Origin of the sequence: Mangrovibacter yixingensis (genome assembly GCF_020523985.1) — a bacterium.
Taxonomy (GTDB): Bacteria; Pseudomonadota; Gammaproteobacteria; order Enterobacterales; family Enterobacteriaceae; genus Mangrovibacter; species Mangrovibacter yixingensis.
Genome location: NZ_JAIVKM010000001.1, coordinates 1103990 through 1124360, shown reverse-complemented (window position 1 = coordinate 1124360; position 20371 = coordinate 1103990). Strand labels below are relative to the sequence as shown.

Annotated in this window: 19 protein-coding genes, 1 tRNA gene and 1 pseudogene; 7 read left to right on the top strand and 14 right to left on the bottom strand. The window is 45.2% G+C overall.

What is annotated here, in order from left to right:
* Positions 1-286: 286 nt before the first annotated feature.
* On the top strand, positions 287-1471 hold the full coding sequence (locus tag LC084_RS05275) for a NupC/NupG family nucleoside CNT transporter (RefSeq protein WP_226569966.1): 1185 nt from the start codon (positions 287-289) through the stop codon (positions 1469-1471).
* Between the two features lie 48 nt (positions 1472-1519).
* On the opposite strand, the gene LC084_RS05270 is transcribed toward LC084_RS05275, so the two are convergent.
* From LC084_RS05270 to LC084_RS05255, 4 genes are all read right to left on the bottom strand, one after another.
* A complete protein-coding gene (locus tag LC084_RS05270; protein ID WP_226569965.1) occupies positions 1520-1957 on the bottom strand; it encodes a DUF3574 domain-containing protein in 438 nt (145 codons plus the stop codon).
* 156 nt (positions 1958-2113) lie between these two features.
* Positions 2114-2374 (bottom strand): hypothetical protein, encoded by a 261-nt coding sequence (locus tag LC084_RS05265; RefSeq protein ID WP_226569963.1) that lies wholly within the window; start codon positions 2372-2374, stop codon positions 2114-2116.
* A 248-nt stretch (positions 2375-2622) separates the two neighbouring features.
* Positions 2623-2853 carry a hypothetical protein gene (locus LC084_RS05260; protein WP_226569962.1) on the bottom strand — a complete coding sequence of 77 codons (231 nt, stop codon included), beginning with the start codon at positions 2851-2853 and terminating at the stop codon, positions 2623-2625.
* Positions 2854-3256: 403 nt separating this feature from the next.
* Positions 3257-4042, bottom strand: coding sequence for a DsbA family protein (locus LC084_RS05255; RefSeq protein ID WP_226569960.1), 786 nt, complete (start codon positions 4040-4042; stop codon positions 3257-3259).
* 450 nt (positions 4043-4492) lie between these two features.
* Here LC084_RS05255 and uspF point away from each other — a divergent pair, with 450 nt between their 5' ends.
* Positions 4493-4927, top strand: a complete 435-nt coding sequence (gene uspF, locus LC084_RS05250) for a universal stress protein UspF (protein ID WP_226569959.1) — start codon at positions 4493-4495, stop codon at positions 4925-4927.
* 56 nt (positions 4928-4983) lie between these two features.
* On the opposite strand, the gene LC084_RS05245 is transcribed toward uspF, so the two are convergent.
* Positions 4984-5451, bottom strand: coding sequence for a hypothetical protein (locus LC084_RS05245; protein WP_226569957.1), 468 nt, complete (start codon positions 5449-5451; stop codon positions 4984-4986).
* 205 nt (positions 5452-5656) lie between these two features.
* On the opposite strand from LC084_RS05245, the gene LC084_RS05240 reads away from it, so the two are divergent.
* The 4 genes from LC084_RS05240 (at position 5657) to katG (ending at position 11002) form a co-directional block, all read left to right on the top strand.
* Complete coding sequence (locus LC084_RS05240; protein ID WP_226569955.1) at positions 5657-6109, top strand: NUDIX domain-containing protein; 453 nt, start codon at positions 5657-5659, stop codon at positions 6107-6109.
* A gap of 286 nt (positions 6110-6395) precedes the next feature.
* A complete protein-coding gene (locus tag LC084_RS05235) occupies positions 6396-8018 on the top strand; it encodes an ABC transporter substrate-binding protein (RefSeq protein ID WP_226569953.1) in 1623 nt (540 codons plus the stop codon).
* An 88-nt stretch (positions 8019-8106) separates the two neighbouring features.
* Positions 8107-8538 carry a hypothetical protein gene (locus tag LC084_RS05230; protein ID WP_226569951.1) on the top strand — a complete coding sequence of 144 codons (432 nt, stop codon included), beginning with the start codon at positions 8107-8109 and terminating at the stop codon, positions 8536-8538.
* Between the two features lie 298 nt (positions 8539-8836).
* Positions 8837-11002 carry a catalase/peroxidase HPI gene (gene katG / locus LC084_RS05225; RefSeq protein ID WP_226569950.1) on the top strand — a complete coding sequence of 722 codons (2166 nt, stop codon included), beginning with the start codon at positions 8837-8839 and terminating at the stop codon, positions 11000-11002.
* A 128-nt stretch (positions 11003-11130) separates the two neighbouring features.
* Here the strand turns inward: katG and LC084_RS05220 are convergent, their stop codons facing one another.
* The 8 genes from LC084_RS05220 to LC084_RS05185 form a co-directional block, all read right to left on the bottom strand.
* Positions 11131-12165: an adenosine deaminase gene (locus LC084_RS05220; RefSeq protein ID WP_226569948.1), complete on the bottom strand. Its 1035-nt coding sequence runs from the start codon at positions 12163-12165 to the stop codon at positions 11131-11133.
* Positions 12166-12712: 547 nt separating this feature from the next.
* Positions 12713-13132, bottom strand: coding sequence for a winged helix-turn-helix domain-containing protein (locus tag LC084_RS05215; RefSeq protein WP_226569946.1), 420 nt, complete (start codon positions 13130-13132; stop codon positions 12713-12715).
* A gap of 107 nt (positions 13133-13239) precedes the next feature.
* Positions 13240-14049 (bottom strand): PhzF family phenazine biosynthesis protein, encoded by an 810-nt coding sequence (locus tag LC084_RS05210; protein WP_319004396.1) that lies wholly within the window; start codon positions 14047-14049, stop codon positions 13240-13242.
* On the bottom strand, positions 14036-14596 hold the full coding sequence (locus LC084_RS05205) for a helix-turn-helix transcriptional regulator (RefSeq protein ID WP_264193405.1): 561 nt from the start codon (positions 14594-14596) through the stop codon (positions 14036-14038). The genes LC084_RS05210 and LC084_RS05205 overlap by 14 nt, the downstream gene beginning before the upstream one ends.
* Positions 14597-15030: 434 nt before the next feature.
* Positions 15031-15951, bottom strand: a complete 921-nt coding sequence (copD, locus tag LC084_RS05200) for a copper homeostasis membrane protein CopD (RefSeq protein ID WP_226569942.1) — start codon at positions 15949-15951, stop codon at positions 15031-15033.
* Positions 15952-15955: 4 nt separating this feature from the next.
* On the bottom strand, positions 15956-16336 hold the full coding sequence (gene copC, locus LC084_RS05195) for a copper homeostasis periplasmic binding protein CopC (protein ID WP_226569940.1): 381 nt from the start codon (positions 16334-16336) through the stop codon (positions 15956-15958).
* A 31-nt stretch (positions 16337-16367) separates the two neighbouring features.
* Positions 16368-17186, bottom strand: a complete 819-nt coding sequence (locus tag LC084_RS05190) for a copper resistance protein B (protein ID WP_404808353.1) — start codon at positions 17184-17186, stop codon at positions 16368-16370.
* A gap of 142 nt (positions 17187-17328) precedes the next feature.
* On the bottom strand, positions 17329-19098 hold the full coding sequence (locus tag LC084_RS05185) for a copper resistance system multicopper oxidase (RefSeq protein WP_226569938.1): 1770 nt from the start codon (positions 19096-19098) through the stop codon (positions 17329-17331).
* A 253-nt stretch (positions 19099-19351) separates the two neighbouring features.
* On the opposite strand from LC084_RS05185, the pseudogene LC084_RS05180 reads away from it, so the two are divergent.
* A pseudogene (locus tag LC084_RS05180) lies at positions 19352-19672 on the top strand (tyrosine-type recombinase/integrase); the annotation flags it as partial.
* A gap of 15 nt (positions 19673-19687) precedes the next feature.
* Here LC084_RS05180 and LC084_RS05175 read toward each other — a convergent pair.
* Positions 19688-19763, bottom strand: a tRNA-Lys gene (locus LC084_RS05175).
* Between the last annotated feature and the right edge of the window lie 608 nt (positions 19764-20371).

Genomic DNA, 20371 nt, shown 5'->3' with positions numbered 1-20371 from the left:
CTGGATGGGGTTTTTTTATCGAAAACAAGCCGCATAAACCAGGCAACAGACTGAATCAATACAGCTGAAAAGCATGCCACCTCCCCGTAGGACATTGATAATGTGAAGTAAAATCACGTTACTCTCGAGTAAATCACTATCAAGCACAGGTAAATGTTATGGATACCGCCAAGAAAACAACATGCCAGCAGTGTGTTTTTCATACTAATTTCACATAGCTACAGTGATTTACCTGGGTGATAATTTATGGCCTAATAGCTTCCTTTTCACCTGCATGACAATATTTATGCTAACCATACTTCATTTCTGTTTTGCCCTGGTTGTTATCCTTGCTCTTGCCTGGCTTGTAAGTTTTGACCGCAAGAAAATTCGCATCCGTTATATTCTTCAATTGGTTGTTATCGAGGCGCTTTTAGCATGGTTTTTCCTGCATTCAGAAAGTGGGCTCATTGTTATTCAACGTGTTGCCAGTTTATTTGACTCTCTGCTTCATTTCGCGAGCCAGGGAACCGATTTTGTATTTAGTGGCATGGGGAAACAAGGCCTGGCATTTGTTTTTCTGGGGGTATTGTGCCCCATTATTTTTATTTCAGCACTGATAGGTATTTTACAGCACTGGCGTATTCTTCCCGTTTTGATTCGTATCTTTGGCACGGTTTTGTCAAAAGTTAATGGCATGGGGAAGCTGGAGTCATTCAATGCTGTCAGTTCCCTGACACTTGGCCAGTCTGAAAATTTCATTGCCTACAAAGGAATACTTGCCCAACTATCCTCTCAGCGGATGTTCACTATGGCGGCAACAGCGATGTCAACAGTGTCGCTATCCATTGTCGGGGCATACATGACAATGCTCGAACCACGCTATGTTGTTGCCGCGCTAATACTGAATATGTTCAGTACGTTCATCATTTTGTCTGTCATCAACCCAACTCCACCAGACCAGGAACCCGAGCTCCAATTAGAAAAACTCCATGAGTCACAAAGTTTTTTTGAAATGCTCGGGGAATACATCCTGGCTGGTTTTAAAGTCGCGATGATAATTCTGGCTATGCTGATTGGGTTTATTGCAATCATTAGTGCTATTAATGCTCTGTTTTCCATGCTCTTTGGTTACAGTTTCCAGCAGCTTTTAGGTTTTGTGTTTTACCCATTGGCATGGCTTGTAGGCATACCACAAGTTGATGCTTTGCAGGCGGGAAGCATTATGGCGACGAAATTAGTCGCTAACGAATTTGTGGCGATGATCGATTTACAAAAAATATCACAAGCCATGACACCAAGGGGGCTGGGGATTTTGTCTGTATTCCTGGTTTCTTTTGCCAATTTTGCTTCAATTGGCATTGTGGCTGGGGCAATTAAAGGCCTTGATGAGCGCCAGGGGAATACCGTTTCCCGCTATGGTTTGCGCTTGGTGTACGGAGCAACACTGGTTAGCCTGTTGTCAGCTGCTTTTGCAGGCCTGGTTCTGTAACCCGCCAAGGTATTGATGTGTGGCGGAAAAATCCGCCACCCGTTGATATTAAAACCCAACGCAAACGGTATCATCTACACGCATAACTGAATCTTGTGCAAATCGTGTTTTATAGATAGTGCGTAATGTTTCGATTTTTTGGTTTTCTGCTGGTTCGTTACTATGAATTAACATTAACGCCTTGCTACCCTCTTTCGCCAGTTTTCCGTCATTACCCAACCACTGCCCCCGAGCATCAAACACCGTCAGCCCATCACGAAAGCGTGGCGTCACGTCCTGATCGACAAAATTCTGCCATTGGGTATTGCTGATATCTGGCCCGCCAGCACGGCTCAGACCAAAATAAAGTGTTGTCTGCACCATGGGATCACCCACGGTGCAGACAGCATCCGTTTTTGCCGCTGTATGGGTTGCAGGGTGAGTACAACCCACCAATGAGAAAGCCATTAAGGCTGCAGAAATACCCGCCACAAATGCATTGTTCATTATTCACCTGTCTTACTATCATCTGAATCGTTGTTATGGGTGTATACAGTCAAAACTGCACTCAGCATAAAATACGAAATACAAAGGAATAGCAAGTAAACAGGCTGGCAGAGTGTTCAGGAAGGCTATTATTTGCCTTCCTGAAATAACTATCGCTTAGCTCGCAGTTTTGGTCTGAATGAACTTTATAGCGTCTTCCTCTGTCATTCCCATACCGTGAACGAGTAAGTCGACGTCGTCTTCATTCGCTTTGTTTTTGTAGGTTTGTGTTTGCGCAACGTCAAACACGCCACTGATGATGTCACCCCGCTGAATATCATCGCTGGACTGTAACTCTGCGACGATAAACCCTCCGTCTTCATCACGCAACACAATGAAACCGATACGGTGCTCATGTAATACGACAACAGCATCCATCAGGTTTACCCTCTTGTTATTTAATGAAACAAAGTACCAGTCCTGCAATTGTCCGGGCAGGAGGTCACTCAACCTTACCACTGAGCGTGGTTATATTTTCATTATCGGCCCGGAACAGAAAAACCTGCATAGAAAAATGAATAACGCGAGATGATTCACACCATTGAGAGAAACTATTTTGGCAAGACCCCCACATTTCGCAGTCCGTGCCACCAGACTACTCGCAGCCCTGCCATACCTGCAGCAAGTCAATGTTTCATGTCGGGAGGTGAATTGAGCATACCAACGGCATTTTGCAATAGATCAATCAATTCCAGCGCAGTTTCTTTACTGAGTAAAAAGTTTTTATCGCTGTGAACAGTGGGATCTGTCGGTGTGGCAAGGAATTGAGGGGTAACAATCAGCGCATCATAATCTTTTGCGATGCGAATATCTAACCCAGCTAATGGGAAAGTTTCGTACTTTTGATCTTCTTTCATGGGTACCCCGACTTCATCCTTACCTTACGCACCAGCAGGAAACAAAATATTCCCTGCAGTCAGGCTAATGGCATATCATTCGGCTTAATAAAAGTCTCTAATTAAAAAGTATGATTTATCAAAAAGACCATTGATTTATAAGGGTATTTAAATATTCTTATAGCTAATTAAAGAAATAAATTCTGGTTATCAGACCTGTCTTCAAAAAAATAACCACCCATAACTCTCTCACAGACAATCAGCCAGCCCTTAATAACACCAGTTGCACCATTAAGTTAATGCTGTATTAAGACCTTGCAATAAAGTGTAGGTGAGTTTTTTGTGTACAATGAGAGGATTCGAAAAGAACTCATGCCCAGGTTCACGCTGTAGTTCAAGACATGGCAGTGAACCTGGCCCTGAATTAATGGTGCATAGCTCTCGTAATAGCAGCCTGCAACTCTTCGGCAGGAACTGCACCAGGCAACACGGTAGTATTGTGCTCATCAGCACCAGAAGCTGGCATTACAATAAGCCCGGGTGTTCCCGTGAGGCCGATCGCTTGTGCAAGCTCACTGTTTGCAGTGAATATTTTTTCAGCATTTTTGGCTTTAATACCAGGCTGGGCCCCTGCGGCACGGGTAGCTGAATCAATATCTTTGATTGTAAGAGCCCCTTCAAAGTGGCCAGTATTGTACACAGCGTTATGGTAAGTAATGTATGCTGAAGGCCCTTTTTGTTGCCAGACAGCCAACCCACGTTCAGCCGCTGTTAATGAATTGGTCCAGCGCTGGGCAAAGATTGGCCAGTCCTTAAAAATATAGCGTACACCAGGGTTACTCTTCATCGTAGCTTCCAGCTCTGGAGCTAAATGGCTGCAGTACACACACTGGTAATCAAAAAACTCAATCACAGCAACTTTGGCATCCGCAGGCCCGACTGTCGGCGTACTTTTATCTTCCAGTAGTGCTTTCTGGTTTTCTAACACTTGTTTCAGCATAGTTTGCTGTTGTTCAGCTTGTTGTTGCTCTTGCAGCTTCTGGCTGACCTGTACCAAAACTTCAGGATGGGCAACCAGGTAATCCGCGGCAATTTTACCAATTTGTTCTTGTTGTTTAGCAGTGAAACCAGATGGCGTATCTGCAGCGCTCGCGGTAAATGCTGCCAGCAGGCAACCGGATACAGCAACAGAGATCATTTTCTTCAGCATTAAGACTCTTCTTGTGTTAGGAACGTATTACGTTAACCTCCGGCTAATGAACAAATTGTCCCTGGCCAGAGCACGATGTAACAAGCATATTTTAGCCACTATGTTGCGAATACCTGCGTTGCGAATACCTGCGCTGGAACGCTACGTGTGGTCAGACATAGCAACGCGTTACTATGTCTATGTTTGCTGTCTATGTTTACTCACTTCTGAGGAGATAGCAGCCATCAGACCAGAAGGTGCGCGAATTTTAGCGAATCAAAGAATTGACACCTCCGAACATTAACAAATTGTTCCATTATTGTTTCATTTATAACAATTTACCCGGTACATTTGGTTTGCTGGTGCAATTATCTGCATAGCAATTTCTCTCAATTCTGATACCTGTATCTCGCCTCGCAGAAAGGATAAAGGCTACCCTCATAATGCATTAACATAAAAAGGAGGTTGTTTATGTATCGAACGATACTGGTGCCCGTTGATGTTACGGAACCTGAACTGACTGAAATGGTTGTTCCTCACGTCGAAACACTGGCAAAACTGGAAGATGCTCAGGTGCATTTCCTAACAGTTATCCCACCGCTTCCTTACTACACAACATTAGGCCTTGCTTATTCCGCTGAATTGCCAGAAAAAGAAGATATTATCGGTGAAGCCGGCAAGAAACTGGATGATGTTATTGCGCGTTTTTCAATACCCGAAGACCGGATTGAAAAACATGTCACCTGGGGAGCACCTAAGGACCAAATTTTAAGTCTTGCCAAAGATATCGGTGCGAATGTTATTGTTATTGCATCCCATAAACCCAGTGTGACAACGTATTTACTGGGTTCAAATGCGGCAGTTGTAGTACGCCACGCGACCTGCCCAGTGCTGGTTGTCCGTTAAGTGTATAACTGCCATACATTATCAACCCGGTGAGGCTTACCCCACCGGGTTGGTTTTTACGAATAAGAAAAGCTTTCAACACACTCGCCTTGCACATTGACGATGCCGTTCGCCGTTTTAATAAAACATGGTGTATAAATATCATCCCGAAGATGATTCACCAGGTCAAAAAGCAACCCCGTTATGATTGTCCACTGCTCGGCAAGTAACGTTCCACTGAGCAGCACTAAAGTCAGTGACGCACAATATTGCCTCAGTGTCTGAGACTCAGCCCCCAACAGAAAAGGCATATTCTCCACTTCTTGCGCAGTTGCAGTTAGGGACTGCACGCAATGCGCTGGAATAGGTGCATCCAGGGCATATTTTAATGATTCCAGGGCGCACAATAATTTTCCGCATAATGCAATTCGGGTGGGTGAATGTATAACCTCCACCAGTTCCCCCACCAGTGACTCGCACAAAGAAGCTAACTCAAGAAGGTCCATTTTCGCATGGATCACACTCATCATTGGAGAATCATTCATATCCCTTTCCTTGTTACTCACCCATTAGCTGTATATATGTACAGTAATCGGTTTTTTGGCCTTGAGCAATAGCCGTATTCACATAAATTCACGTCTTTACAAATCAGCAATAAACAACGGTCTGATAAAAAATGGCATTCAGGCATTGTTCTCCCAAAGCGTTTTAGTAATCTACTATGCGAGCAATCAAAAATGAGGTAGTCCTGTGAACGAAGATTTTTTTGTACTTACCGATATCCACAATCCAGGGCAAAAACAGGCAGCAATGTTACTACTTACCGACACAATGGGACGCATAGTGTTGCAACTACGGGATGAACATAAACCCATTCGTTTCCCTGGCCATTGGTCACTGTTTGGTGGTGCAATTGAAGCAGGTGAAGCGCCTCTGGATGCTGCCCGGCGCGAGTTGGAAGAAGAAACTGGCCTTGTTCCCCCTCCGGCCTCTTTTCACCCTCTGGCTGTTACTCTTGCATCAAAAACAGGGCGTGAATTAATATTTATTTACCACCTAAATCTGGCAATAACTCCCGCCGATATTCAATTACATGAAGGCGCAGGGTTTGGCTTTATGCTGGCAGAACAATTTTCGCAACTCAAACTGGTTCCCTGGCAACGCCCAGTATTTAAATATTTTTTTGACAATGGAAAATTCTAAAGCTGTCAATTATTACGTAACGCAAGGCCATATAAAAAATACATGGATTTAGCTTATTTTAGCTCACATTCTATCCAGAATAACCAAAGCCATTACTTTTGATTATGTGTGGTAATAACAATATTTTGTCATTCTTTGTCGCATTTTTTTGCATATCACACGCCTAATATCGTCTTTGATTGTGTCAGATGTTAAGTCATTTTCCTCTGACTGAATCAACTGCATTAGTGCAATCACAACGACCACATCACGAGCGTTTCGCTCTCACTATAATGAGGATAGTTAGTTGAAAAATTATAAGAAACAACTTGCTCTTTGCACGATAATTGCTGCTATTTTACCTGTAGCACAGGCTAGTGCTGCAACAGTGCCTGACAACGTTGTACTTTCCAGCAAGCAAATACTGGTAAGAAATAATGGTTCAGAGCCTGCGACAATAGACCCGCAATTAGCTGAAAGTAATGAAGCATTTAATATTATTTTGGACTGTTTCAGTGGGTTGGTAAACATCACTCCGAAAGGGAAAATCGTGCCCGACCTGGCCGATAAATGGAACAATAAAGATAACACTGTGTGGACATTTCATTTGCGTCCAGGGATTGTATGGTCAAATGGAAAACCAATCACAGCAGATGATGTCGTATTTAGCTGGCAACGTCTTGTTGACCCTAAGACAGCATCGCCCTACGCATCATTCGCCGCTAATGCGCACATTCTTAACGCTGACGCCATTTCAGATGGCAAAATGCCAGCATCAGCACTTGGTGTAAAGGCGCTTGATGCCAGTACAATTCAGGTAACGCTGTCGCAACCTGTTTCGTACTTTTTACAATTTGTCGGGCACCCTTCACTGTTTCCTGTAAGCAAAGCAGATGTTGAGAAATATGGGAATAAATGGACACAGCCAGAGAATATCGTCACCAGTGGTGCCTATAAACCCACACAATGGGTAGTAAATGAAAAACTGGTTGCTGAGCGCAATGATAAATACTGGGATAATAAAGCAACAGTTATTAATCAGGTTACATATTTGCCCATTGCTGATCAGGCGGCAATGATTAACCGCTATAAAACCGGTGAAATAGATATCACTGATACCATTCCTACTATTCAGTACCAGTCACTTAAAAAAACATATACCGACCAGATTCACAGCACTGACCTGCTCGGAGTCTATTACTACAAATTTAATACAGCCAAAGCTCCGTTTAATGATATTCGAGTTCGTGAAGCACTTAACCTGGCACTGAACAAAAAAATCATTGCTGAGAAAGTTGTTGGCCAGGGTCAAAAACCTGCAGACACTCTTATGCCATTAAATATTGGTGGAATGAAATTTACCCCACCTGATTATTCAGCATGGTCACAAGAAAAACGAAATACCGAAGCCAAAAAATTGCTTGCTGAAGCCGGATTCAATGCCCAACACCCACTATCACTCAATTTGCTCTACAATACTTCCCAGGATCACCAGCGGATAGCTATTGCAGCCACATCAATGTGGAAGAAAAACCTGGGGGCAAATGTCAGTATGAGTAACCAAGAATGGAAGACCATGCTTGAAACAATGCGCCAGGGGAATTTTGATCTGGTGCGTTACACGTGGCTTGCCGATTACAATGAACCATCGACATTCTTCAATACTTTCCGTACTAACGATACTCAAAATACCACCAAGTACAGTAACCCCAACTTTGATAAAGCACTTAAACAAGCCAGTGAAGACAGCTCTCCTGCCAAAATAAAACAGGATTACCAGGTTGCCAGTGACATTTTGTCTCATGATATTCCTGCAATTCCTGTTTACTATTACGTCCAAAACCAACTCGTCAAACCCTTTGTCGGAGGCTTTAACGTTTCTCCGCTTGGGTTCTACCTAACTCGAGATATGTACATTATCAAGCACTAACCTTTTACCAGTGCGGCAGTATATGCCGCACTTTTTTCTTGTCAGTCAAAGGACTATGCTAATAACAATACCGCCAGGATAATCATTTATGGCAATCAACAAGCTCACCATTGGCCCTGATAAGATTGAACTTAGCACTCCCCCACTCATACTCGCGCTTGGGTACGCCTCTCTTTCCAACAAATTTACCCAAAAACCTTACCCCAGTGAACAGGATGTAGAAAATGCGATAATGGCCGTTGAAAATTGCATCCATACGGAAAAGCAGTTGCGTAATCTGGCACCAAATCAGGTGTGTAGCGATGCCTACATTCAGTCAGTTGCCCTCAGCACTAACAGCCAGAAAGTGCTTACCCAAGAAAAAATAGAATGCCTTTTTAACGATATTGCAGACATTATCGCTGGGCGGCCAAAGCGCCAGGGAGAGTTTCCAGATGAGCCAGAATTCATAGCTTATGTCACAATATTGCGCGAACTTTCCCATCACCTGAACATTCAAACATTCCTGTTACACGATTGACAAAACCAGCTACGGTGCTGGCCCCCTCCGATGGCTAAATCAGTCGTTTGTTTATTTTCCTCATTTATTAAAAGGCTACAGTAGAAAACTCTGGATTCAGATTCTACTGACAAAAATAGCCTTATACTTACAGTTGTTTTTATCTATAAATGCTAGATTGTGCACAAAGGAAAAAACTATCAAATCCGTGGGTTGATTCAATTATCTATTATTGAAAGGAAAAGATAGGTTAGGAACATCCTCTACAGGAATGAATGAGTAATACCAGACAATCCTCAGGAAGCATACGGAGCCAGAAATGAGCAACTCAAGTGAAAACGTTTCAAAATGTCCCTTCCACAGCAACGAAGCGACACAATCTGCAGGTGATGGCACACATAACTCTGACTGGTGGCCTGATCAGTTACGTGTAGATCTGTTAAATCAACACTCCAATCGTTCCAATCCCTTAGGTGAAAGCTTTAATTACCGCGAAGAATTCAAAAAGCTGGATTTTTCCGCCCTGAAAGGTGATATCAAAAACGTACTGACGGACTCCCAATCCTGGTGGCCTGCCGACTGGGGTAGCTATATTGGCCTGTTTATTCGTATGGCGTGGCACAGTGCGGGTACTTACAGGATGGAAGATGGCCGTGGTGGTTCAGGTCGTGGGCAACAACGCTTTGCGCCGCTTAACTCATGGCCCGATAACGTAAGCCTGGATAAAGCCCGTCGCCTGTTGTGGCCTGTTAAACAGAAATACGGGCAAAAAATCTCCTGGGCAGACCTGATTATTCTGGCGGGCAACGTAGCGCTGGAAAATGCCGGGTTCCGTACTTTTGGATTCGGTGCTGGCCGTGAAGACGTATGGGAACCAGACATGGATGTTAACTGGGGTGAAGAAAAAACCTGGCTGGCCCATCGTCACCCTGAAGCGTTAGCTAAAAATCCCCTGGCAGCTACTGAAATGGGGCTGATTTATGTAAACCCTGAAGGCCCGGACGCCAGCGGTGACCCTCGTTCAGCAGCCCCTGCTATTCGTGCCACATTTGGCAATATGGGCATGGATGACGAAGAAACCGTAGCACTGATCGCAGGCGGGCATACTTTAGGGAAAACCCATGGAGCAGGACCGGCAACGCACGTTGGTCCGGAACCAGAAGCTGCCCCAATAGAAGCTCAAGGGCTCGGTTGGGCAAGCAGCTATGCCACTGGTGCCGGCGCGGATGCTATCACTTCAGGTTTAGAAGTTGCCTGGACCCAAACGCCGACCCAATGGAGCAATTACTTCTTTGAGAACTTGTTCCAGTTCGAATGGACACAAACACGCAGCCCGGCGGGTGCAATTCAGTTTGAAGCTAAAGATGCACCAGATTTGATTCCAGATCCTTTTGAACCCGGTAAAAAACGGAAACCAACCATGCTGGTGACCGATTTGACCTTACGTTTCGACCCGGAATTTGAAAAGATTTCCCGCCGTTTTCTGAACGATCCACAAGCGTTCAATGAAGCTTTCGCTCGTGCATGGTTTAAATTAACCCATCGCGATATGGGGCCTAAATCACGCTACATTGGCCCTGAAGTGCCTGCAGAAGATTTGATTTGGCAAGATCCGTTACCTGCAGCGGTGCATACACCAACCGCCGCAGATATTACTGCCGTTAAAAACGCCATTGCCGAGTCAGGGTTATCTACTGGTGAATTAGTTTCTGTAGCATGGGCTTCAGCTTCTACTTTCCGTGGTGGAGATAAACGTGGTGGCGCTAATGGTGCCCGCCTGGCACTTGCTCCTCAAAAAGGCTGGGAAGTAAACACTATTCCCGCACAGGTATTGCCAAAACTTGAAGCCATTCAACAAGCCTCCGGCAAAATTTCACTGGCCGATGTCATCGTTCTGGCGGGTGTCGTGGGTATTGAAAAATCTCTGGAAGCTGCTGGTGTTTCAGTACCGGTGCCCTTTATACCAGGACGTGTAGATGCCCGTCAGGATCAAACCGACATTGACGGTTTTGCCGTACTGGAACCTGTTGCGGATGGTTTTCGTAACTACCGCCGTGTAGCCGGTGCTGCCAGCACAGAATCGTTGCTGATCGATAAAGCCCAGCAACTCACATTAACCGCGCCAGAACTGACTGTACTGGTTGGTGGTTTACGTGTGCTGGGAACCAACTTTGACGGCAGCAAACACGGTGTATTCACTGATAAGCCCGGCGTATTGAGTAATGATTTCTTTGTTAACCTGCTGGATATGCGCAATGTATGGAAAGCCGCGGATGACAGTAAAGAGTTGTACGAAGGACATGACCGTAACAGTGGTGAGTTGCGCTACACAGCAACCCGCGCTGATCTGGTATTTGGTTCTAACTCTGTACTGCGTGCACTGGCAGAAGTTTATGCAAGCAGCGATGCAAAACAGAAATTTGCCCAGGACTTTGTTGCGGCCTGGACTAAAGTAATGAACCTGGATCGTTTTGACTTGCTGTAAACGGTAACGACAACGGTAAACACACACTCATGTCAGTGTTTACCGTTTTTACTCAGTGTTGTACAAAAACCGGCAAGCACTGCCGGTTTTTTTATTGAACCCGCCTGAATGGCCAATGGTTACAGCTTTCAGGCATCCGCATGCCAAAACGCATTCAGTTGCATCAGCATCTTGTCACGCGCTTGCGCGTTAACAAAAGCAGATATCAGGCTATTTTTGAGTAAGGTGTAACACTCGTTTTCAGTCAGTTGCAGTGCGCTGATAATAGATTGATAGTTCTCATTAACATGCCCGCCAAAATAAGCAGGGTCGTCTGAGTTGATGGTGACATTCACCCCTGCCTGTAACAGTTCACGTAAATTATGATCGGCCATCGTATCAAATACCCGTAATTTGACATTAGACAACGGGCACACGGTCAGTGGCATTTGGGTATCACTGAGATGTGCGATAAGCTCAGGGTCGTCAAGGCTTCTGACCCCATGATCAATACGTTCGCTCTCAAGTAGTTGTAATGCCTGCCAGATATACTCAACCGGCCCTTCCTCACCCGCATGGGCAACTCGCCGCAGACCAGCCTCTTTTGCCATGGCGAACACACGGGCGAATTTCTCGGGCGGATTCCCGTTCTCGGAAGAATCAAGGCCAACGCCTGTCAGCCATTCCGGATGGCGGCTGAACCATTCACGTGAATCTTCAAAGGTTTTCAGTGCATCTGATTCTGGTAAATGGCGTAAAAAGCACATTATCAGTTGAGTTGTCATTCCTTTTTCACGAGCGCTTTCGAGTGCTCTGATCATTCCGGGAATAAACACATCAAAACCAATGCCACGGGATGTATGGCTTTGCGGGTCGAAAAAAATTTCAGCATGAATGACGCCATTCTGATGAGCATTGTCGATATAGGCTGCTGTCATTTCATAGAAGTCTTCTTCCGTTTGCAACACGCTGGTGCCAGCATAATAGATATCAAGGAAAGACTGCAAAGAAGTGAACTGATATGCCTGGCGCAAATCTTCAACCTTTGACCAGGCCAGAGCAACATTATTCCGTTGTGCCAGCTTAAAAATCAGTTCTGGCTCCAGCGTGCCTTCTATATGGACATGCAACTCAGCCTTAGGAGCACGTGACACTTTTTCAATTAGCGATGGCATATTTTGCATAAGCACTCTCTATGTTTAGTTATTATTCATCAGAGATGAAAAACTTCGCCCTATATTCATACAGGCGGAATCAATTTTATTCAGTCAATAATGTTGCCCGGATACAGTGCCAATAAGCAAAATTATAGCCATCTCCCTGCATGATGCTGCAGCAACAACGCAGGTATAAAAATATCAAATACAATGAAAGTCTCCGTTAATCAATAGAGAATGAGCATCAGCGAAATGACAGCAGATTTTGTGAGCGATATTGCGCAGCAGGTTACGTGTTAATCCCATTCAGGCTTACAACCACACAACGAGTAAACCCGGCTGGAGTACAAACTGGCTTACCGGCTATCAGTTTTGCCTTTTCAGAAGAACCTTAACCTGATTTATGTAGATGCAGCGAGAAGTTACCAATGGAAAGCAATGAGCACCAGCATATTGCTACCAGAATAAATCCAACCCAATAGTGATCCAGGCAGTAATGATAATAAGAGCGATGACACTGCGCTCAATCACACTCCGCTGTACTCTTCCCGAAGCAGCAATTGCTGGTGCTGGCCTAAAGCAGAACACGTACTCTCTGGATGGCAGCAACTGCCCGAAAGTAAACAAATGCTGCGTCAGGTTCTACCTGCCCGGCGTGTTTTCTGGGCTCCTGGCGTAAGTGCGCTTCAGACAGGCAGTAGACTGCACCTGGCACAGTGTGGATGATTTTTTGTTTACGCCCATCATCATCCACCGCTTTGCGTACTGAATGAACCGCGGCCGGCAAGCTATTGATACCGACAATGCGTCCAGGCCAGACAACAGCAAGTAACTCTTCCTTTAAAAGTACCTTACCGGCATTGCCTGCCAGTTCAGTCAATAGCCGGAACGGGTATTCACCCAGCTTTCTGATTTCACCGGTATCGTGATGAATAAGGCTTTCGCCAGAAAAATCCAGTTTCCAGCTGTCAATATACCAATCGAACTCGTCCATCAGAACCATATTTCAATATAAAACTCATCTTACACAGATTGTGTTCCGGTTCTGGCTGAACCAGACAGCACAAACCACCATAGCCACATAACTGGGGCTATTTTGATTCACAAACTAAAAATTCCTTCAATAGCCATACGCGCTGAACCATATATTGCAACACGCCCGTTATCGCGTATTACACAACGCAAAGCCCCCTGACGCACACCACCTTGCCGTGCTGATAACGTGTATTTACCCAGCCGATTAGCCCAGAAAGGGGCAAGGAAAGTATGAGCGGAACCTGTTACCGGGTCTTCATTTACACCCACTTGCGGTCCAAACCAACGCGAAACAAAATCAAACTCTTCATCGGGAGCAGTCACCACAACACCACGGGTTTTGAAAACTTTGAGTGCATTAAAATCCGGTGATAACCCATCAATAATGGTTTTGTTCTCCACCAGCACAACCAGATCATCTGATTGCCAGACACCAACGATACCATCAGAAATACCCAACGCAGCCAACAGGCCTGCTGGTGTTTCAATGGGTACCATCTGTTTCGCCGGGAAATCCATACAATATTCGTTCCCGTGCCGGGAAACTTCCAATACCCCACTGCGAGTAAAGAAACGAATCACTTCACCGGTAAAACCCAGTTTATTGAACAATACCCAAGAGGCCGCAAGTGTTGCATGACCACACAGGTCAACCTCAACAGCAGGCGTGCACCAACGCAAGTGGTAACCGCCTTCAACCGGGACAAAAAACGCAGTTTCTGACAGATTATTTTCGGCAGCAATTGCCTGTAATGTTTTATCACTCAGCCATTCTGTTAATGGACAAACGCCTGCAGGATTGCCACCAAATGGCTCAGTGGTGAAAGCATCCACCTGATAAAAAGGAATAGTATTTGGCTTATTATTTGTCATCATTCTTTTCCAGATAGTTATAAATAGTGTACCGGGAAACACCAAGTGCCTGAGCGATATGATTAACACTGCCTTTAACTTTGAAGAATCCCATGTCTTGTAATTCAGACACGACTCGCTTCCTGTATTGAAGATTATTTTCTGCGCCAGTTTGGCGGAATTTCGCAATAATCTCATCAAAAGACTGGGCAGGAATAATGTCATTTAACGTGTCTTGCTCATGCGGTGATGGCAGCGGTAACAATATATCCAATTCACGTTTTAGCATGTTTACGGCATCCATATCCACATTGATGCAAAAGGCTGCCAGAGGTACACCATCGTCGCTGTAGTATATTGTTGAGGCGCTATTGAGTTCTTTTCCTGACCTCGTCGTTGTTTTGTAGTTATCAAAAACTTTAAATGGCACCCGTTCAGCAGGGCTCAGTAATCCTAAAAAACCTTCGTCATCATCTGGCCCGGATAACAGTGCATCGCCAGGTTTTCGCCCACTCACATGGCCATTAACAATACTGACGACTGAATTTCTGGGCTGTGTTAAATCGCGCAACACAACTTCTGTATTTGCCGCAGTGTAGTACTCAGAGCATCCATTGTTCCCTGCAGCGTAATCAGCAAATCAGACATGGTTCTACCGCCTGTACTTCGATTTCAACATTCAGCCCAAAAGCAAGCCTACTGGGATGGTGTTGTCACCCTATTGGCGAAGAAATAGAACGTAATGGGAACACTTCCACCTGAACCACTACTCTGGGTTGAACAGACGCGGGCTATGTAATGTTTCAAGGTGTAATCTTTAGCAGAGAATGCCAGAGCTACCTGAGGTTGCAGAGCATCGGCTCGGGAACTTACAACCCCAAATGGACCTTATGGACTTCAGGGTAAATGAGTTCCACTTAAAACATATTAGTCATGCTCTTCGAGTTGTTTGTTGAATTCGTGGCGATCAACTCCGGGTGTGAAAGACTATTTCATCACGAAGGGCTACATTCCTGTATTGGCTGACAGTGTGCCAAGCCAGGCAACAATTGCAATTATTAATATCGAAAGAATAAACTCCATAAAAATACTTCTACGTATCAATTTAATAGCCGTTTGATAACTGCCATGATGCAGCGCATTTTCAACACCTGGAACAAACCTGAAACGATTAGCTGAGGCCAGAATCATCATCAGGAAAAACAGCATAATTTTTATCAGCAGTAAGCTGCCATACTCACTACCTAACAAAGTGTTCAGCGGTTTTTCGGAAATAAATAAGAAGTTAACCGCACCAGTAACCACAATACTTAGCACAATGCAGGTGCCAACACGTGAAAACGCCGTTAATGCACCTGTCAGTTCCCAGGCATCGGATACCGAATTTTGCGTGCATAACAGAAAAGAAAAAGCCGCCAGCGCGCCAACCCAAGCCCCAGCTGCAAACAGATGCACAATGTCGCTTGTTAAATGAATATAAAAGTGGGTCCCATCATTCATTACGGCATGTCCCCCCCATGCCAGAGTTGCCAGCGCGGTACCCCCGGAAAATATCAGTAGATAACGTGAAAACGCCTGATACTTGCTGCTGATAGCGAGCCCAATAAAAGCGATGACCAGTGCTGCAAGCCGGATAGCACAACTCATACCGACCGCAGTTTCTCCAGCCATGTCCTTAATATGAATGAGTAATTCACGGGGATCGCTTTCCCCACTCATGGCGTGTGCCACAAACATCATATGTGCCAGAGACAGCCCAGCACCAACAACAATCAACGCAAAAATGAAAGACCGGGCACTGAATAAGGCAGCCGACTTTTTGATGATCCCTTGCACACCATAGATTTCAAATAATAACAGGCCAAAAAGAAGCATGAGATCAAAGTAAAGAAAAAATCTAATGATATTAAGCAATTGAATGCTCATAACATTATTTGACACTGAAGCTGTAGTTGCCGGTACGAGGATGCGTATCTGAAGATACCGCTCGCCACTCGACCTTATAAGTACCTGTCGGCAGTGGTTTTACCGGCGTGATAACCATCGTTTTCGGGTCGCTACCTGCCGAAACTTTAACAGCGACAGGCATAGGCGAGTGTGAAGACATGCCAGGCATTGCCGTCATCACCAGGCGGGCACCAGAGTACTTTGTCAGCAAATTTTCAGTAAAATGGAGCTCAATTCTTGATGGTGCCTGGACATTATCTTTGTCTGCTGGTTTGGCTGATGCCAGTTCCGGATGAGCCTGAGCAACAAAGGTTGCCATGGAAATTGCAACAGCGAGAAAATACTTAGCAGTTGAATGTCTCATAATGATACCCGTCCTGTTCAAATTAATTGTGTCAGAACCACATGCGAGCGCCGAGAAGAAAACGAACTTCATTATCTTTGTCACCTTCACGTGCAGCCATGTTGGCCGTATTGCCATAGAGCTGGTTCCATGAAACCCCTACATAAGGCGCAAACTCTCTTTGCACTTCATAGCGCAGACGCAGTGCCAGCTCGGTACTGGACAATCCTTTGCCAGTGTTTCGCTCTTCATCATCCTTTCCATAAATATTGGCTTCAAAGGAAGGTTGTAAAATCAAACGATTAGTAAGTAGCACATCGTATTCCGCTTCCAGCCTGAGTGCCGTACGCCCCTGCTCTCCAGCAAAAGCTGTTAGTTCTGTCTCCAGGTTGTACAGTGCCATGCCCTGAAAACCGGCCGCAAACCATGTTTGAGGCTTCCCGGGTTTAAAATCCTGGCGGACACCTGCCACCATATCCCACCAGGGCGTTAATGAATGCCCCCACAAAGCCTGAACTTCGGCAGACTCCGTTTTGCCCTGAAGCGTTTCCCCTTCACTGCGCAGCCAAAGCCTGTCGATATCCCCACCTAGCCAGCCACTCACATTCCATTTAAAACCATCTGAGTCATTATTTTTGTGCCATTCCAACTGGTCAAACAGCAGGAAGCCATTGACCTGGCTGTCGTGAACCTTGTGACCCTGCACGTCCGGGAAAGCTGCTTTACGATCTGCATCGGTAACTGGAGGAATAGGCGTACGGCTTTCTGAAAGAGCTGCAGGCTGCATTATCTCCATACCGGACATCTCCGGATCCGATGACATTCCCTCCATTACAGAGTGGTTCATGTCTGCCACGTCCCCGTGTTGCATGTCATGCGTCAACGCTGTAGTAGCGGCAAAAGCAGGCATAAACATTGCTAAAATAGTGCAGGGAAAAACCATCAACCTGGCAGCGGTGAAAGCCATCTTTTTTGCCATATCTCGCCACGTTGAAAATGACATCAGCACTCCCTCACTCAATGACGCGAATTTCACGAAACATGCCTGTTTCCATATGAAAAAGCAGGTGGCAGTGATAAGCCCAGCGGCCGAGTGCATCTGCCGTCACACGGTAGCTACGACGCGTTCCCGGCGGCATATCAATAGTATGCTTACGTACCAAAAAGTTTCCGGATTCATCTTCCAGGTCACTCCACATACCATGAAGGTGAATGGGATGAGTCATCATGGTGTCATTAACCAGCACGATGCGTATGCGCTCGCCATAATGAAGAGTTATCGGCTCCGAATCAGAAAATTTGATACCGTTAAATGACCAGGCAAATTTTTCCATATGGCCTGTCAAATGTAATTCGATTGTGCGTGATGGTTCTCTGCCATCTGGATCTTCAAATGTACTTTTTAGACTGGCATAAGTGAGTACTTTTCTACCGTTTTGGCGCAGACCAATGCCTGGATCGCTTAGTTTTGGGGCTGGCATCATCGCCTGCATGTCTACCAGAGGGTTATTTGTTTCCGATGCGGGGTGTTCTTGCATGTTGCTATGGTCCATACCTTCCATATGGCCTGTTGAAGTGCCAGGAACAGCAGAACCATCCATACTCATCATATCACCGCTGTCCATTCCTTGCATCTGACTGTGGTCCATGGTGCCATGATCCATATTTCCCATGCCCATATCATCCATAGTCAGTAAGGGGCGAGGGTCTGGTAGGGGAACCGGTGCAGAAAGGCCTTCACGAACGGCCAGAGTGCCACGGGCGTAACCACTTCGGTCCATAGACTGAGCAAAAATGGTGTAAGCATCTTCTTTCGGTTCCACTAACACATCGTAGGTTTCAGCCACGGCTATACGAAATTCGTCAATTTCGACAGGGGTGATGTGCTGCCCGTCAGCCGCAACAACTGTCATTTTCAGGCCAGGAATACGCACATCAAAATAGGTCATGGCAGAGCCATTAATAAAACGCAGGCGTAGCTTCTCGCCTTTACGGAACAGGCCTGTCCAGTTTTTACCTGGGCCCTGACCGTTCATGAGATAGGTGTAAGTGACACCACTGACATCAGCTAAATCTGAGGGGTTCATTTTCATTTCTGCCCACATTTTTCTGTCTGCCAACGTGCTGCGAAGACCTTTATCTCTGGCATCACGGAAAAAATCTGTCACTGTGGGTTTGGCAAAATTGTAATAGTCCGACTGTTTTTTAAGCTTCGCGAGAATGTCCGATGCTTTTTCATCTGACCAGTCTGTCAGCATCACAATGTGTTCCCGGTCCCAGGTAAAGGGTTCAGGTTCAGCGGCATCAATAATAATTGGTCCATAAACCCCTTCCTGTTCCTGCAGACCAGAATGGCTGTGATACCAGTATGTGCCGTTTTGCCTGACCTTAAAGGAGTAGATATATGTGCCACCAGGTTCGATACCGTGAAAACTGAGCCCAGGCACACCATCCATATTTGCAGGAAGAATAATCCCATGCCAGTGAATGGAGGTTGCTTCCTTGAGGCGATTTTTAACCCTTAACGTTACGGTATCGCCTTCTTTCCAGCGTAATAACGGCCCAGGCAGACCAGCATTAATGGTTTTGGCATAGCGGGTTTTACCCGTGATATTAAGCCGTGTCTCGCCAATAAACAGGTCAAAGTCTTTACCCCTAAGTGCAGGAGACGAAACCAGACTCACAGCAGAAAAAGCATCGAACGTTTTCAGGCCAAGACCGCTCACAATGCTGGCAGCGGTAATCCCTTTAATGAAATTACGCCGTGAACTTTTAAGCTGCATGGCTTAACCCCTCGCTACTCACCGAATCACTTGAAGAGTCTGCTCCACATCAATGAAGCCCCCCCTTACTGAAAATAACTTCTTGTTACATAAATCTAGTACACATACAAAAAGATGTGCATGTTCAATCATGTAATGTTATTTAATTTTTTTTTAATCAATTCTTTTGAGGGGGGAATTATCTTTTATTTAATACATGCTGATTTCAGTATCGAAATCTCAAGAGCGACAGTAAATCCGAGGGTCAACAAGACGACGTGATAAAACGTTACTGCCGGCAGTAAGAAAATGCGGGTTGATGATAATACAGCTTGGAGAAATGCACTGAAACGGGCTGGCATCGAAGACTTTCGTTTTCATGACCTGAGACACACCTGGGCAAGTTGGTTAATACAGTCAGGCGTACCGCTTTCAGTTTTGCAGGAAATGGGAGAGTATCTATATGGCGCGCCGTTATGCACACCTGGCCCCGAACCACTTATCTGAACACGCAAAAAAAATTGATGCGATTTTTAGTGAGTCGGACACAAAAAAGTCACAATGCGATTTTTTGGAAACGAAGGAGTGTTTATAAACCATTGAAAATCAATGGTGGGCTGTGAGGGATTCGAACCCGCGACCGATGGATTAAGAGTCCACTGCTCTACCAACTGAGCTAACAGCCCATAAGGGAAACTAATTCGAGGCAAGAATGTACTCTTCTGATGAATACGTCGCAACACCAATATGTAATAAAAACCCCCTTCTAATTACAAGGGATTATATACTCGAGTTTATGCCCGCAGTTCTGTTTTACTCTCGACCCAAAAAAGACTAATTTATGAGCAATTTCAGGTAAAAATGTTCAATTAACATTCAGAATAAACTAAATTGCTCATTAATCACTCGTTTGTACATTATGTGCTTATTACCAGATGCATAAGAAAATGAACTTTGCATTTCGCATTGCTGTCGTACAGATAAATCGGATTAACGTTATAACGAATAATGTGGATATTTCGGATAGTGTGTACGCTGGCAACAGCAATGCTTTTCTTTTGGCTGGCACTTATATTTAATTGGGATAACAGCCCGGAAGATGCCGACCACCTGTCAGACCGCATTGATCACAGTATCAAAGTTGATGTTCTGCACAAAAAATACATATCACCCCAACCTGAAATTTTGTCGGAGATCCAGGCAACTGGCACACAGCATTGGCAGCATACCAGGGCAATGATGAAGTTGGCGAAGTCACCGCTGACACATGTCAATGTGCCTGGCTCTCAGAGAG